The sequence below is a fragment of the Acinetobacter sp. YH01010 genome, from assembly GCF_013420775.1.
Lineage (GTDB): Bacteria > Pseudomonadota > Gammaproteobacteria > Pseudomonadales > Moraxellaceae > Acinetobacter > Acinetobacter amyesii.
Genome location: NZ_VOYF01000011.1, coordinates 55,732 through 72,281, shown reverse-complemented (window position 1 = coordinate 72,281; position 16,550 = coordinate 55,732). Strand labels below are relative to the sequence as shown.

The 16,550-nt window shown below is 37.8% G+C and carries 13 protein-coding genes; 9 read left to right on the top strand and 4 right to left on the bottom strand.

The features are described 5' to 3' along the window. The first annotated feature begins 727 nt into the window (after positions 1-727). The 8 genes from FTT77_RS11145 to FTT77_RS11110 all read left to right on the top strand — a co-directional run bounded on the left by FTT77_RS11145 (position 728) and on the right by FTT77_RS11110 (position 11,184). A complete protein-coding gene (locus FTT77_RS11145) occupies positions 728-2,014 on the top strand; it encodes a sensor histidine kinase KdpD (protein ID WP_168378738.1) in 1,287 nt (428 codons plus the stop codon). A gap of 92 nt (positions 2,015-2,106) precedes the next feature. Further along, positions 2,107-4,866, top strand: a complete 2,760-nt coding sequence (glnE, locus tag FTT77_RS11140) for a bifunctional [glutamate--ammonia ligase]-adenylyl-L-tyrosine phosphorylase/[glutamate--ammonia-ligase] adenylyltransferase (protein ID WP_180109254.1) — start codon at positions 2,107-2,109, stop codon at positions 4,864-4,866. 18 nt (positions 4,867-4,884) lie between these two features. Continuing rightward, entirely contained in the window at positions 4,885-5,811 is a 927-nt protein-coding gene (locus tag FTT77_RS11135) for a branched-chain amino acid transaminase (protein WP_078191262.1), read from the top strand. An 83-nt stretch (positions 5,812-5,894) separates the two neighbouring features. Then, positions 5,895-6,788, top strand: a complete 894-nt coding sequence (locus FTT77_RS11130; RefSeq protein WP_180109255.1) for a mitochondrial fission ELM1 family protein — start codon at positions 5,895-5,897, stop codon at positions 6,786-6,788. An 87-nt stretch (positions 6,789-6,875) separates the two neighbouring features. After that, entirely contained in the window at positions 6,876-8,354 is a 1,479-nt protein-coding gene (locus tag FTT77_RS11125) for a phosphoethanolamine transferase (RefSeq protein WP_180022429.1), read from the top strand. Between the two features lie 178 nt (positions 8,355-8,532). Beyond that, the gene (locus FTT77_RS11120; RefSeq protein ID WP_168378742.1) at positions 8,533-9,552 is read left to right on the top strand and encodes a glycosyltransferase; all 1,020 of its coding nucleotides are present in this window, start codon (positions 8,533-8,535) and stop codon (positions 9,550-9,552) included. Further along, the gene (locus tag FTT77_RS11115; protein WP_168378743.1) at positions 9,536-10,189 is read left to right on the top strand and encodes a YrbL family protein; all 654 of its coding nucleotides are present in this window, start codon (positions 9,536-9,538) and stop codon (positions 10,187-10,189) included. Before FTT77_RS11120 ends, FTT77_RS11115 begins: the two co-directional genes overlap by 17 nt. A 2-nt stretch (positions 10,190-10,191) precedes the next feature. Continuing rightward, positions 10,192-11,184 carry a glycosyltransferase gene (locus tag FTT77_RS11110; protein WP_168378744.1) on the top strand — a complete coding sequence of 331 codons (993 nt, stop codon included), beginning with the start codon at positions 10,192-10,194 and terminating at the stop codon, positions 11,182-11,184. Between the two features lies 1 nt (position 11,185). Here FTT77_RS11110 and FTT77_RS11105 read toward each other — a convergent pair whose 3' ends face one another. Then, positions 11,186-12,070: a hypothetical protein gene (locus FTT77_RS11105; protein WP_180078744.1), complete on the bottom strand. Its 885-nt coding sequence runs from the start codon at positions 12,068-12,070 to the stop codon at positions 11,186-11,188. 101 nt (positions 12,071-12,171) lie between these two features. Between FTT77_RS11105 and FTT77_RS11100 the strand changes: the two genes are divergently transcribed. Next, complete coding sequence (locus tag FTT77_RS11100) at positions 12,172-12,927, top strand: glycosyltransferase family 25 protein (protein ID WP_180022427.1); 756 nt, start codon at positions 12,172-12,174, stop codon at positions 12,925-12,927. Between the two features lie 154 nt (positions 12,928-13,081). Here FTT77_RS11100 and FTT77_RS11095 read toward each other — a convergent pair whose 3' ends face one another. The 3 genes from FTT77_RS11095 to aspS form a co-directional block, all read right to left on the bottom strand. After that, positions 13,082-13,303 (bottom strand): hypothetical protein, encoded by a 222-nt coding sequence (locus FTT77_RS11095; protein ID WP_180022426.1) that lies wholly within the window; start codon positions 13,301-13,303, stop codon positions 13,082-13,084. Positions 13,304-13,428: 125 nt separating this feature from the next. Continuing rightward, positions 13,429-14,295: a lysophospholipid acyltransferase family protein gene (locus FTT77_RS11090; RefSeq protein WP_180078746.1), complete on the bottom strand. Its 867-nt coding sequence runs from the start codon at positions 14,293-14,295 to the stop codon at positions 13,429-13,431. Between the two features lie 314 nt (positions 14,296-14,609). After that, entirely contained in the window at positions 14,610-16,394 is a 1,785-nt protein-coding gene (aspS, locus tag FTT77_RS11085) for an aspartate--tRNA ligase (protein WP_180109256.1), read from the bottom strand. Positions 16,395-16,550 lie beyond the last annotated feature (156 nt).

Here is a 16,550-nt window from a genome sequence, read left to right as displayed (position 1 = left end):
ATCTGTGACTTTATAAAAGAACGACGTGAGTTCAATGCTCTATTTGACTTTGAGCGCTCTCGGAATGTTTATACGATAACTTATATATCTGATGAATAAGGCATGGCTATTTTTTAGCTTCAGTCATTTGGGTGAATGAGTTCATGTACAGTAGAAGCATGAAACGAATCTTTAGCTCAGTTTAATAAAGTAAAAGCGAGCAGGTATGGTTTAACGCTCAAATGACACACACAACTGATAAAAACTAATAAATTAGTCTAATAGAAAAACTTAAAAATAGATTCATTTAGTGTAGCTGACTGAAACGAGCATCCTGATGAGCAATCTGGTCGTAGAATAATCATAAAACTCACTGTTTTTTGTGATGTAGTTAAAGAAAATTAAGCCTAGTTTTTTAGGTCTTATGTAAGTGAATATTTCTTTTGGTCATGTTTTTAGTTTGAATAAAACGCGAAAAGTACGATTTAAAATAAACAGTCAATAAAATTTAAATTAATTTAAGTTTCTAATTTTATTGTTTTAATTTTTGTATTGCATTTAATATGATGTTCTTTATAGATATTTTTATTTTCTAATTGGATGAAAGTTCGATTAAATAGCGCATTCGTAAATGATGTTTGTTTTTTTGTTGGGTTTTGTTATTGAGTGTTTGGGCTATTTTTGCTATTAATCTTGAACAGAACAGTTGGTTTTTATCTTTAAGATAAACCCTGAGGAGAGCAACGGGATGGCTTTACGTTTACTGGATATTGGTACACAAACCGAATTATTAACTGCCTGTCGTTTGTCTTTATTGATGGGGGTTTATACGGACGACAACCGCATTGCAGAATTTTTAAAGTTTGCGCGTGGTATTGTGCAAGTCGATAATGCTGTCCTCGCATTTAAAAATGAACCTTATATATGGTATGCGTCAGAGCACATATTTAAGGCATTTATGGCCGAAGCTGATGATGATCGTCTAGATCAGTTTTTTGCTGAACGTTCTCGTATAGACCGAGACGCTGAAAATTACCAAGCTTATTCTAACTATATGCAAGAACTTGGATTAGGGCATCAGCGTTTAGTCGCTTTCGATTTAAAATATGATCAAGAATCTATCGGTAAAGTTATTTTATTTGATGATCAAGTCACTGCATTTGAATCCAAACAATTAAAAATCGTTGAAGAATTTGTACAAAGTCTAGTCAATATTATTCAACTTCGCGTTGAAAATGCCGAATTAAAAGAAGCCTATGAACAGCAGTCGGCACTTAATTTTAGTAAGACTAAATTTTTCCAAATTATTGCGCATGATTTAAGAGCACCTTTTCATGGTCTATTGGGCTTTTCTGAAGTTTTGGCGCAGGAACGCAATACCTTAGATGATTCAAGCGTTCAAAATATTGCAGACTATTTATATGACACCACACAATCGACGTATAACCTCTTAGAAAGCCTGTTGAACTGGGCTATGGCAGAAGGTGGTCGCTTTGTTTATCACCCGATTAATTTTGATTTACATCAGTCTGCAAAAATTGTGAGTGATGTCTTAAATAGCTTGGCTGTGAAGAAAAATATTCGATTGATCAATGCCGTGCCTGAAGGCATTAAAGTCAATGCAGATATCAATATGATCACATCAGTGATGCAAAACTTGGTGTCAAACGCATTGAAATTTACCCATACCGATGGTAGAGGTGTGGTGACGATTTCAGCCGATCGAGATGGAGAACGGGTTGTATTCACTATTCAAGATACTGGATTGGGGATGACCCAAGCTCAGATTGATGATTTATTTCAGCAAAAACTGACGGTTAGTATTAAAGGTACGGCAGGAGAACGTGGTACGGGGTTGGGTTTAGTCCTTTGTAAACGTTTTGTGGACTTAAATCAGGGTGAAATTGTGGTGAACTCGAAAGAAGGTGAAGGCACACAATTTAAAGTCTGGCTGCCACAGGCGACGAGCCTGCATCAAACCCTAAATACCGAGAGCAGCAGTGCACAGAAAGATGCGACCTTAAGTGAACTTTAATGCGCATCTATTGGTATAAAAGCCTAAAAATACTTTTCCCTAAGCGTTATCAACTGTTATAACTAGAAAAAAATCACGCTAGGGTTTGTGAAATGAATGCGGAGCAATTGCAGAAAACATTACGTGCCAGTCAATATGCTGAACAGGTGCTCGGAATCCATCAGGCCAGTTTAGAACAAGACTATGCAATTGATCAGTTTCAAACCTCGCTGAGTACGGCACAAATTCAACATTTTGTCGCAAGCAGCCTCGCCGATATCCAAGATGAAAATAGTTGGATGCGTGCAATTCGTGTGCTGCGCGCACGTCTGATGTTTCGTTGGATTTGGCAAGATGCCAATCAACTCACCGATGTCGTCACCTTAACTCGAGAGCTTTCAGACTTTGCCGATGCATCCATCTGTGCGGCAAAAGATTTTGCACTAAAGCCGTTGATTGCGAAATATGGCGAACCGCTAAGCTATAAGGGGAAAGTTCAAGACCTGATTGTGGTTGCCATGGGAAAACTTGGTGCACAGGAACTTAATCTTTCAAGTGATATTGATCTTATTTTTGCCTTTGATGAACAGGGCGAAACCAATGGTCGAAAATGTATCGATGTACAGCAGTTCTGTATTTTGTGGGGACAAAAATTAATTTACCTGCTTGACCATATTACGGCAGATGGTTTTGTCTTCCGTGTAGATATGCGCCTTCGCCCATGGGGTGATGGTTCTGCCTTGGCAATCAGTCATGCGGCATTAGAAAAATATTTAAGCCAGCATGGACGTGAATGGGAGCGCTATGCTTGGATTAAGGCACGTATCGTCACGGGCGGTAAAGAAGGCGCAGAGTTACTAGAAATGACCCGACCTTTCGTCTTCCGTAAATATGTCGATTACACCGCTTTCGAAGCCATGCGTGAAATGAAGGCCATGATCGAACGTGAAGTGCTACGTCGTAATATCGAAGATGATATTAAACTCGGTGCAGGCGGAATTCGTGAAGTTGAGTTTATTGTTCAAGTCTTTCAGCTCATCTATGGCGGTTCAAAACTCGAGTTGCAAGACCGTCAATGTTTAGTGAGTCTGCATCATTTAGGTGAAGTTGGATTATTAGAAAAAACCGCAGTTGCTGATCTAGAAGATGCATATTTATTTTTACGTCGCATTGAACATGCGATACAAGCGCTCAATGATCAGCAAACCCAATCGTTGCCACATGAGCCTGAACCACGCCAACGTATTTTAGATACTTTAGGTTTTGCATCTTGGGTTGACTTTTTGAATGTACTCAATCAGAAGCGTGCCAAAGTCATTTACCAATTTGAACATCTTATTAAAGAAAAAGAACCCGATCCGTTATTGGAAAGCTTTAGTCATTTAGAAGCACAGTTAAATGATGTTTTAGATGATGATGCCAAAAATTTAATTCACGAATTTTGGTATGGACATTCGCTGAAAAAATTACCTGCCAAAGCTGTACAGCGCTTAAAAACCTTTTGGCCACATCTTATTGAGGCGATATTACAGTCAGATAAACCTCAGGTGGCCTTACTACGTCTCATGCCTTTGGTGGAGTCGGTGCTGCGCCGTACGGTCTATTTGGTGATGCTGATTGAGAGCAAAGGGGCATTACAACGATTAGTGAAAATGGCAACAGTGAGTCCGTGGATCTGCGAAGAATTGACGCATTATCCCGTGCTGTTGGACGAGTTTTTGTCGATGGATTTTGAGCTGCCAAAGCGTAAAGATTTAGAAGACTCTCTACGTCAACAACTGCTTCGAATTGAAATTGATCAAGTTGAAGATCAAATGCGTGTTCTTAGATTGTTTAAAAAATCCAATGTCTTAGCGGTTGCTGCTAGTGATGTTTTGGCAGAAAGTCCGTTGATGAAAGTGTCGGATGCATTGACCGATATTGCTGAAGTGTCGGTGAATGCAACCTTGCATTTGGCATATCAAATTGTTGCCAAAAAACATGGCTATCCAATCGATGCAGAAGGGCAACGTTGTTCGATTGATCACACGGCTTTTGCGGTAATTGGCTATGGCAAGGTGGGTGGCATCGAGCTAGGTTATGGTTCGGACTTGGATTTGGTGTTTATTCACTATATGGACGAACAAGCCGATACCGATGGACAGAAACCAATTAGTGGCTTTGAATTTGCCATGCGGGTTGCACAAAAATTTATGTCCTTAATGACTACGCAAACCCTAGATGGTCGAGTGTATGAAGTGGATACCCGTTTACGACCTTCGGGAGAGGCGGGGTTATTGGTGACCAGCTTAAAAGCTTTTGAGCAATATCAACATAAAAATGCTTGGGTCTGGGAGCATCAAGCTTTGGTCCGTGCCAGAACCATTGCAGGCGAGCACAGTTTACGGATTGAAATTGAAAACTTGCGCTGCAATATTTTGACTCAGCCACGAGATGAGAGCAATGTTCGTGCAGAAGTGCTCAAAATGCGCCAAAAAATGAAAGACCATCTAGGTTCTTCTAAAGAGCAGCAAAAAGATGGAATTTTTCATTTAAAACAAGATGCAGGTGGTATCGTTGACATCGAATTTATGGCACAGTATGCAGTATTAGCATGGAGTGGGTCGAATCCCGATCTCGCCCATTACTCTGACAACGTACGAATCCTTGAGGATGCCGCAAGAACGGATTGCTTATCCAGCGCCGATGCGACAGCATTGATTCAAGCTTATCTCCGTGAACGAGCCGAGAGCCACCGTTTAGCACTTGCGAATCAATCCATGCAAGTTTCAGCTGACGATTGGCACGATACCCGAGTGGTCGTTTGCAAGCTATGGCAAAGATTAATTGATCCAACTGCAACGTTTGCATTGGATAAAAATGACTGTGTATAAAAATTTGGAGTGTGTGCCATGAACTTGGCTGATCGTGATGGTTTTATTTGGCAAGATGGACAATTGGTTGACTGGCGTGAGGCGAAAACTCACGTATTAACACATACATTGCATTACAGCATGGGTGTGTTTGAAGGCGTCCGTGCTTATGAAACTCCGAATGGAACGGCTATTTTCCGTTTAAAAGAACACACTAAGCGTTTATTAAATTCTGCAAAAATTTATCAAATGAAAGTCCCATTTGATCATGCAGCATTAGAACAAGCTCAAATTGATGTGGTTCGTGAAAACAAGTTGGCTTCTTGCTACCTACGTCCAATTATTTTTATTGGTTCAGAAAAATTAGGTATTGCAGCAACTGATAATACAATTCATGCCGTTGTTGCTGCATGGAGCTGGGGTGCTTACCTTGGTGATGAAGCGATGGCGAAGGGTATTCGTGTTAAAACGTCTTCATTTACGCACCATCATCCAAACGTGACCATGTGTAAAGCAAAAGCATCTGGTAACTATACTTTGTCCATTCTTGCACACCAAGAAGTGGCGCATGCAGGCTATGACGAAGCAATGTTACTCGACCCACAAGGTTATGTATGTCAAGGTTCAGGCGAAAATGTATTCTTAGTTCGTGATGGCGTGATTCATACTCCTGACATCGCGGGTGGTGCACTTGATGGTATTACCCGTCAAACCATTATTACAATTGCGAAAGACCTTGGTTTTGAAGTGGTTGAACGTCGTATTACACGTGACGAATTCTATATCGCTGATGAAGCATTCTTCACAGGTACTGCTGCTGAAGTGACGCCAATCCGTGAATATGATGACCGTCAAATTGGTGAAGGCTGTCGTGGTCCAATCACTGAGCAAATCCAAACTGCATTCTTTAATGCGGTTCAGGGTAAAGACCCTAAATATGCGCACTGGTTAACTTACGTAAAATAAGCTGATCGGTTAAAATGAAAAGGCGAAACTAAGTTTCGCCTTTTTTATTGGCTTGAAGATATTGAAAATTTTGGAACGTGACTATGCATATTGTTTATGTCAGTGATGGTAAAGCAGGACATCGCTCACAAGCTTTGGGTTTATTTAAAGCCATGCAGCGCCAATCTCAGGAAGCAGTCACTTTTCAAGAAATTTCAATTGATGATTTGCCTATAGCTACACTTATGTCTGCACTGTTTAGCCATCAAGTTTATGCCGTAGAACACGAGCCGACCTATATTTTTGGTGTAGGCAGCCATACACATTTTCGAGTATGGCTGTTAGGCAAAGTGTATAACAAAGCCAAAACCATTATTTTAATGAAGCCAAGCTTGCCGTTTGCATGGTTTGATTATGCGGTGATTCCACAGCACGATGGTATTCAAGCATCAAATAAAGTACTAACGACACAAGGTGCGTTAAATCCTATTGTAAATGAAGAACGGCATCAACATGGTCGAATCCTAATCGCTTTGGGTGGTTCTTCAAAACGCCATCAGTGGAATGCAGCTAAAGTACTTCATGCAATTGAACAGATAGTCGAGCTGAATCCAAATTCAGAAATCATTTTGACCACTTCACGGCGCACACCAAAAGCGTTTTTAGTAGAATTAAAGCAGTTAAAGAATATTGAAAAAGTACAGATTTTCCCAGTTGAAGTCACTCCGCAAGGTTGGATTTTCGAAGAAATGCAAAAAGCCGAAGCGGTTTGGGTAACTGAAGATAGTGTTTCAATGATTTACGAGGCTCTCACCGCGGGTTGTAAAGTCGGGGTGATTGAAGTGGATCGGTTGAAGGAAGATCGGATTACCAAGTCTGTAGATGAAATTTTAAAACAAGGTTTGGTGTCGTTACAGACCACTTTAACTGATTTGAATCTCGCTACCGAATTTAAAGAAACTGACCGTATCGCCAAAAAGATTGTACTCGGTCCCTAAAGTATAGATAATACCCGACGAAAAATTTCTACCAACATTTCAGTCTAACTAGACAATGTTTGAATAATATTAAAGGGTTGTCAGGTCATGCTAAAAACCTATTTGTTTCCGCTTTTACTTTCGATTGGGTTTTGTATTGGCTTAGGTTTTTGGGACTATTTATCTGAAATCAAAGATGCTCCTTTATTCTTTGTTTTGGTTCTTTCGAGTACGTTTTTTTTCATTGCTGTAAAACAATTACATAGTCGTATTTTTAAGTACATTTTCCTTGCGCTGTTTTTTGTTATTAGCTTGTATATTGCAAGTGGGACGGGGTTCTTACAAGGGCACATGTCTTTGGGAATCGTGGCATCGATGTTCCAAAGCAATACCAATGAAGCCTTTGAATTTTTATCTGTAGTTAATCCTAAATATATTGTTTTTGCCTTAATTATTTTTTTAAGTCTCTGTTTTTATATTTTATTTTTTAATCAAGCTAATCAGGGAAATTATCGCAAGCTGATTTTGGCACTTATCTTTATTGCTAACGGCGTCAGTGTGTTTGGTGTTCAAACTGCACTGGCGACGGTTAAATATAAACAAGAAGAGGCCAAGCTCCTTGAAGATAATGTGCAAGATGTCGATTGGCAAATTCAGCAGGTGAATGCTAGCTATGATAATCAAGTGATTATCATTGGTGAGAGTGTTCAGCGAGATCATTTATCACTTTACGGTGCGAAAGAAGATACCACGCCTTTTTTAAATCAGATGCCACTAGATGTTGTAGATCATTACATCGCGACAGCACCAAATACGGTAACCAGTCTGACTCGAACGCTGACTTTGGTCGATCAAAACCGTGAACCTCAAATTGCAAAAAATGTGGTGACGCTTGCAAAACAAGCTGGCTATAACACCATGTGGATTTCAAATCAGGGATTTATGGGGAAAAATGATACGGCAATTTCTAAAATTGCGATTCATGCCGATCATCAGTTTTTTCTGAAAAGTGGTAACTATATGTCGAGTAATATTGATGACGACAAATTGGTCGAAATATTACAGGCCCAGTTAAAAAAATATGCTAATCAAAAAAATGTAATTTTTATTCATATGATGGGTTCACATCCGGATGCTTGTGAACGTCTGTTTAAGGCACCACGTATGTATGCGAATAAACCTGAAACGATTAATTGTTATTTATCTTCGATCAATAAGTTGGATCACTTTATAGAACAGATATATACCTCTTTGAAGGCTGATCAGCGTAGTTTCAGTGTGACCTATTTTTCTGATCATGGTATGACCGTGGATGAAGATTCATATCATGTAGATAATGATTTTAAAGATAATTATCAGGTTCCATTTTTTGTATTACGTAGCGATGCGCAGGCCAAAAACTACTATAACAAGACTGTGAGTGCCTATGATTATATGCATATTTATGCAGATTTATTGGGGGTGAAAACACCATTATTAGATCCTAAAAAATCGTTGGCGAATATCGAAGATAATCAAAATGTCACCGTTTTTGATTGGGATGATTATGTTTCTTATAAAGATTTAGAAGAAGGGCATATGAGGTGAATTATAATTTTGAAAAAATCATTAAATTGAAAGTTCTTTTATTTTAAAGTAGGGAATTTTACATATAAATTTCTATGAAATTTTAATGGATTATTCTGTAAAATAGTCTAGTTAGATTATTTATGAAGATTTTTAAAGTCTGCAACTTGATATTGGCTTACTATTATAGAGTTAGTTTATGAAAATATTACATATTAATAATTTTGCATTTAAAAAATCAGGTGCAGAATTTTATAATACTGATCGAAAAATATCAGCAGGCTTAATTTTAAATGGCCATCATGTTTATGACTTCTCTTTTCATGATATGGCTTATTATGGCACCATTTGGCGCACTAAAAAAGTTGGTAAAAAATGGGCAAATCAAGAAGTATTAAAAGTTGTAAAAAATTTTGAACCAGATTTAATCCTAATAGGCCATTCATCATTATTGAGTACGGAAACGTTAAAACAAGTTAAAGCACAATATCCCAAAACGAAAGTAGCATTTTGGTATGTTGATTGGATTTGCGTAGATAAGAAAGCGAATTTTATTAAAGAATGGTCGCCTTATTTAGATTGTATTTTTGTCACCACAAGTGGTGAGTTATTAAAGACTTTAGGAAATGGCAATAAAGTGGCTTATATGCCAAATATGAGTCTGGATGCTGTTGATAGTCTAAAAAATTTTGAAAAAAATGAATTTGTGAATGAATTGGTCTTTTGTGGTTCATCTTCTGATGTGGAACGTACTCAATTTATTCGTAGTTTGCAACAAAAAATTAAACATATTCCTACACGTTATTGCGGTTTTGATGAAGATCCAAAAGTTTTTGGTGCGGAATATTTTAAAGTTTTAAGTCAATCCCGTATGGGCTTAAACTATTCACGTGCGAATTCATTAGATTTATATACATCAGATCGTATTACACAACTGACAGGTAATGGGTTATTGACCTTCACACCTCATATTCCTGGATTTGAGACGTTATTTTCAGATAAAGAAGTGGTGTATTTTAGTGATGTTGATGATTTAGCAAATAAGGTTCAATATTATGTGAATCATCCCGAGGAAGCAAAAGTGATTGCTGAAGCTGGTTGGAACAGAACGCATTCTAGCTATAGTTCAAAACGTGTCACAAAGTTCATGTTAGAGACTATTTTCTCACAGCCTTATACCGAAGACTATGAATGGAAGGATCATGTTTTCAGTTGCTAAGTTAGAGTCAGCAGAGTATTTGGGGGCGGGAGCAAATCGTTATTGCGTGATTTCACCTTCCGATCCTCAGGTGTGTTTAAAAATAGATTTACCTCCAGAACAACGTCAAATTAAGAATTTTCGCCAAAAAATCCAACGCTTTTTAAGCGCTCATTTTTATCGGTTTAATGAAAATTACATTGAATGGAGTGCATATCAGCGTTTAAAAAGACGTATTGATGAGCATGAATTACATCAATTTATTGCCTCTTGTTTGAAGTTAGAAGTTGTTCATGCACAACTAATTCTTAGTTGTGAGTTAATTCGGGATGAGCAAGGTGAGGTATCGCTTAGTCTTCATCATTATCTCAAGCATCAAATACCATTGAATATAGAGGCTGTATGTCACTCGATTGATCAGTTAACGGATTGGCTAATTCAACATAATATTCCACTATTTGATTTAAACTCGGGTAATTTAGTTGTTCAACATCATCGAGGTGGGCTTAGATTAAAATGTATTGATGTTAAATCAACATTAAAGAGTAAGGAGATTATTCCATGGTCTTATTGGTCTGATTTCTTAATGCATAAAAAACTTCGTCGCCGTGCAGAGCGTCTCAAGCAGTTGATACAAAAAAATATGAAGTCGGAGTAATCATGAAAATTGTACAGGTCATGGCAACGAATGGTGGTATGGGGGGGTTGGAAAAACATACATTAGATTTATGTCGTGGATTGGCGCAAAGTCATGAAGTTCATTTAATTGCAGATCGTTCCTATCAACAAAAACTAAGTGGTCATATCACACTACATCCATTTGATTTTTCTAGAAGTCGCTGGAATCCGTTTCTCATTTATGCGTTAGTTAAACAAATAAAGCAACTTCAACCAGACGTTTTACATGTTCAGGCAAGTAAAGCAGCAAGTATTTTAGCACCGTGGTTAAAGCAGTTTTCTTGTAAAAAGATTGTCACCGTACATGGGATGAAAAGTAATTTAAAACCATTCATGGCGTTTGATGACATCATTGCTGTGAGTGGGAAAATTAAAGCAAAATTTCCGATTTCAAAATCAGTTCATGTGATTTGGAATGGTGTAGATCAAGATATTAATCAAATTAATAATAAAGTGAAATGTGAAAATCAGCCTACCATTGCCTTGGCGATTGGTAGATTGGAAACAGTGAAAGGCTTTCATATCCTGATTGATGCTTGGAAAAATATCAATGCTGAATTATGGATTGTAGGGGATGGGACTCAGTACCAATCGCTGAAAACTCAGATCGACCAACTTAACTTAAATGATCGTGTAAAACTATTGGGTTTTCGGTCAGATATTTCTGATTTACTTGCTCAGGTAGATTGCTTCGTAATTTCTTCTTTAAAAGAAGGTGGTCCTATTACTTTGGCTGAAGCTCTATTGAGTCACGTACCAACTCTATCGACTGATGTTGGGATGGTGCCTGACTTTATTGATGGGCAGTTTATCTGTGAACCGAATTCGAGTGAACAGATGGCGAACTTGATATCGAGGGAATTAAAACCTAGAGCTGAAATGCTCCCTCTATTCGAAGCAGCATTTATAAAAGCAGAGCAAAACCTAAAATTTGAATCAATGTTGCAGCAAACTGAAAATTTGTATCAAAATTAAGTTAAAGTTTTTTAGGGGTTTCACGAATTGCGTCTATCACAATATGTTGGTTAAAAATATTAAAGGTATGACAGCCATTATCATTCGGGTGCCACTCACTATCTAATTTCATCCAAAATTTCTCTTCGTAGTGTTCTGGAGAAAGTTTTGTAACTTCATTGAGGTCTAAGCTGCCACCATAGCGTTTCAGAGAGTCCTGTGATGGGCGGACTAATTTATTGTTGATCATGCTCAAGTGACCACCTGGGCGATATTGCACAATGCCTTTTTTAACTGGGTTTTGAGGATGTGGTTGCCAATCACTACTCAGTAGATTCTCACTGTAAAAAATATGGAGTTCATTACCATATTTTTTTGATTTTTGATTTTTAATCGCGGTAAATAGATACCACATTCCATTTTGATAATACGGTGTAGTATCTGCAGCATTTATATGACTTATTAATGTACGATCAAATTCCCAAGAATATGGAAAATTTGTACATTTCCATAACTCGATACTTTGGTTGGCTGCACTTTCAGGAATCATGTACCAAATATCTTCATGTTTGAATATACAAGGATAAGAAAGGTGATAAGAGCACTGAATAATTGGAGTAGGTGGACTGTATTGACCGTCCTGAAAAACTTCCATGACAGATAAATAACCAACAGGATGCTCAGGTGAAACTTCTTCAATAAAAATATATGTACGTCCATTTTCTTCTACAATAAATGGATCGGCATAAACGTGCCCTTCAGGTGCATGAATTTCATGTAAGGATAGAATTTGCTGGGGTTCAAAAGGCAACTGTAGTTGGCCAAAGCGTAGGTACCATCTAGAGTTAAATTTTAACTCTCTTTTTTTTTGTAGAAATGAAAACCATTTTTTAACAATAAACCGCATATATAACTCTATTTTTAATTAAGATTCTCTAACAATTGAATAGTTAGACATACAAATGATATGATTTAGCTATCAATTTAGCATTTATTTTTAATCAGTTCATGAAAAAATATGTGATTTCTATCGAGAAAGAAAATAGTGAACGACTAGTAGATTTTTTTAAGCAAAGAATATTTAGAAATTCAAGTTCATTTAATAAAATTGGGGTAGTTGGTAAAAAATTAACAGTTGATGAGTATTTTCATTTGGGGGTATTAGGAAAAAGTAGACCTTTAACGCCAGGTGAATTAGGTTGTACACTGTCTCATTTAAAAGCTTATCAAGACTTTTTAGATACAGATGCTAATTTGGCATTTGTATTTGAAGATGATGCAATTTCACTATTAAGTGAGATTGATTTTGATGAGTTCTATTCACATATAGAAAAATTGAGCTTAAATTCTACATTTTTTCTTAGCTTAGGTGGTATTCAACTCAGTTGTGCTAAAAATGTGTATGGTAGATTTATTGAGCAAAAAATATTTGAGCGAAATATATTAAAGATCCATCCTTTATTTATTGAAAATATGACCTCTACATATGCTTATGTTTTAGATCGTAAGATGGCTGAAATTTTACTCCAATATCACAAATCACCCAAATTATGTGATCAATGGGGAGGGGTGATTGTAAAATATCCATATGTAAATTTTTATGCCTCTTACCTTTTTGATCATCCGCCTCTAATAGATGCAGTTACAGATAGTTATTTACAAAAGGAAAGAGAACAGATTCAGTTAATAAAAAATAAGAAAAAAAGTTATGTTAAAAAATATAAAAAGAAAGTTCTGAAAATATTCTTAAGTAAGTATAAATGATTGAATACGAATAATTTATTCTGTTTTTATAAAATTATATCCTACTTTATTTCTAAATAAAATTTCATGTAAATATAAAGTAGGTCAAATTTTTAGTTAACAGTTTATAAAATTTCTATACTATTTAATTTTTTAAAAGAGACTTTAGAGTGTTTTAAGAGTCCTTTTCCGCATTACCCTTTAACACCATGTAAATCAAACCTACAAAAATTAATAATGCACCTGCAAGGCTGCTGACACAAAATAGAACAATGCGGTTATAGGTAGTTAAGTTAAATAATTCGTTGGCTAAAATGTAGCGCATGAACAACCATTGTACGACAGAAAAAACAATCAACACGATTGCACGACGACGGACTTCAGGACGCATAGCCATAGGAGAATCACTTAAAGTGGAAATTGAGGCTATTATGCCACTGTCGATAATTGATCTCAATTAAATAAGATTAATTCAAGCCTGCGGAATACAACTCTAAAGGTTGAGATGTTCTTAGATCACCTTTATTTGCGGTACATATTGATATTGCCAAAGCAGACCCGAAAACGTTTATAAGACCAGATATACTGTTCTGGTGCTTGGTTAATGATGTCTTGCATGGCAATGTTGAGCGTGTCGACAGAACATTGTAAGTCTTTAGATAAAATCTCGTCTGATAAGGTTTGGCAATGCACATCAAAGTACTGTAGGTTAGGTTGTCGGATACAACTTAATCCAATGACATTGCATTGGGTTTTTGCAGCAAGTTTGGAAACCAGCGTGATCGATAAAGTATTTTGCCCAAAAAAATTGGAATAAATACCGCTAGAAGACTTCGGTAAATGGTCTGGTAAAATGACCGTTAGGCCACCTTGTTTCAAATGTTTAAAAATGGCACGGACCCCCGTTTCATCTGTCGGGACTAAGGTTGCATTGAACTTCTCTCGTGCTTCTAACAGATAACGATTGATCCCTTTATTTTTATTCGGTTTATACATAATCATCGGTTCTGTATACAAGTTCAGCCATGCATTGAGTAGTTCCCAACAGCCAAAATGCGGAACCACAACAATGACACCTTTTTTATTTGCCAGTGCTTCCGTGAGGATATTTTCACCATAAATGTTTTTCAATAAGTTCAGGCTATAACTCGGCGGCATCCCCCAACATTTAATAAATTCAATATAGGTCAGGCATTGGCTACGGATACTTTGACTGACGAGCTGTCTCTGAGCTGTCTCTGACAAATCTGGGTAGGCTAGTTGAATATTGATGCTAGTGATACGTTTGATCGATGAATTAAACAGATCAAGAATACACGCAATCATCAAAGCCAAGTTTTGTAACAGCCAAAGCGGCAGTAATGCGATGATTTTGAATAGAAAGTACATGGATCACAAGGTCTCAAAATTTACAGCATGGAATAAAATAAATTTTGTCAAGAGACCGGACTTATTCAATGAAAAGTACAAAAAGATCTGAATCTAAAAACAAAATAATCGGAAGTGGAAAATTGAGCTGTCCATTGCTCAAAGGATGTAGTGCAACATCATAACGTACTTGAAGCGTTTTGATATTAGCAAAGTACATCAAATCTTTAATTTATGTTTTGTAGGTTTTCTACCACCTTTTGTAGGTTGACATAAAAAACCCTGCATAGCGCAGGGTTTTTTGAAACTTAAAATCTAAATCTTAAAATGTAAGATTATTTAGATTCTTCAGCTTTTGGTTTTTCGCGTAAACGAATACCAAGGTCACGAAGTTGAGTTGACTCAACTGGCGCAGGCGCTTGAGTTAAAGGACATTCCGCAGTCTTAGTTTTCGGGAATGCAATCACGTCACGGATAGAAGATGCACCAGTCATCAACATCACTAAACGGTCAAGACCGAATGCTAAACCACCGTGAGGAGGCGCACCGAATTTCAAGGCGTTAAGCAAGAAGCTGAATTTCTCTTCTGCTTCTTCTTCAGAAATACCAAGCGCTTCAAAGATCGCTTTTTGCATTTCTAGGTTGAAGATACGTAATGAACCACCACCGATTTCAGTACCGTTCAATACCATATCGTAAGCAACAGAAAGTGCAGCACCTGGGTTGTTCTTCACTTCTTCAACGCTTGATTTTGGCAGCGTGAATGGGTGGTGAACAGACGTCCATTTACCGTCATCAGTTTCTTCGAACATTGGGAAGTCAACAACCCAAAGTGGCGCCCACTCGCAAGTTGCAAGTTTCATGTCGTGACCGACTTTAATACGTAAAGCACCCATCGCATCGTTTACGATTTTCGCTTTGTCCGCACCAAAGAATACGATATCGCCATTTTCAGCGCCAACACGTTTCAATAGATCAAGCACGATTGGCTCGATGAATTTAACGATTGGAGATTGAAGACCTTCAATACCTTTTTCAAGTTCGTTGACTTTGATGTAAGCCAAGCCTTTCGCGCCATAAATGCCAACGAATTTAGTGTATTCGTCAATTTGGCTACGTGGAAGCGCGCCAGCACCTGGTACGCGAAGCGCAACAATACGGCCTTTAGGATCTTTTGCAGGACCAGCGAATACTTTGAACTCAACGTCTTGCATCATGTCTGCAACGTCAACCAATTTCAAAGGAATACGCATATCAGGCTTGTCAGATGCATAGTCACGCATTGCATCTGCATACGTCATACGTGGGAATTTGTCGAATTCAACGTTTAGAAGTTCTTTGAACATCTTAACCGTTAAACGTTCCATTAAATCCATGATGTCATCGTCACTCATGAACGATGTTTCAACGTCGATTTGTGTGAATTCAGGCTGACGGTCAGCACGTAAGTCTTCATCACGGAAACATTTAGCAATTTGGTAGTAACGATCGATACCGCCAACCATTAACAACTGTTTGAATAGTTGTGGAGATTGTGGAAGTGCGTAGAAGCTACCGTTAGAAACACGACTTGGTACTAAATAGTCACGCGCACCTTCAGGAGTCGCACGAGTCAAAATCGGTGTTTCAACGTCTAGGAAACCATTTTCTTCGAAGTAGTTACGAATTAGGTTAGTCAATTTAGAACGGAAACGAAGACGATCTAACATTTCTGGACGACGGATATCCAAGAAACGATATTTCAAACGTACTTCTTCAGAAATATTTGTGTTGTCGTCATTCAATGGGAATGGCGGAGTTTCTGAACCAGCAAGCACTTCGATTTCTTTACCAAGAACTTCGATTTGACCGCTAGTCATATTCGCGTTTTCAGTACCTGCGTAACGACGACGTACACGGCCTGTAATTTTTAATACGAATTCTGAACGTGATTTATCAGCAGTCGCGAAAGCTTCAGGAGTATCAGGGTCAATCACTACTTGAACAAGGCCATCACGGTCGCGCATGTCAAGGAAGATTACACCACCGTGGTCACGGCGACGGTGAACCCAACCGCATAATGTAACGGTTTGGTCGATTTGGGCTTCAGTAAGTGAGCCGCAGTAATGAGTTCGCATCATAGCGTTAGAAATCCAACTATATGGGTTAAGGTCAGCGAATGCGTAAACAGCGCACCGCTTTTATTCGAATAGGGGATTATGCCTCTTTTTGGCTGTTTTGTCACAAGGACTTATTGCTAAAACTGCCAAATTTACAGCAAATTTTCGGTCAATGAT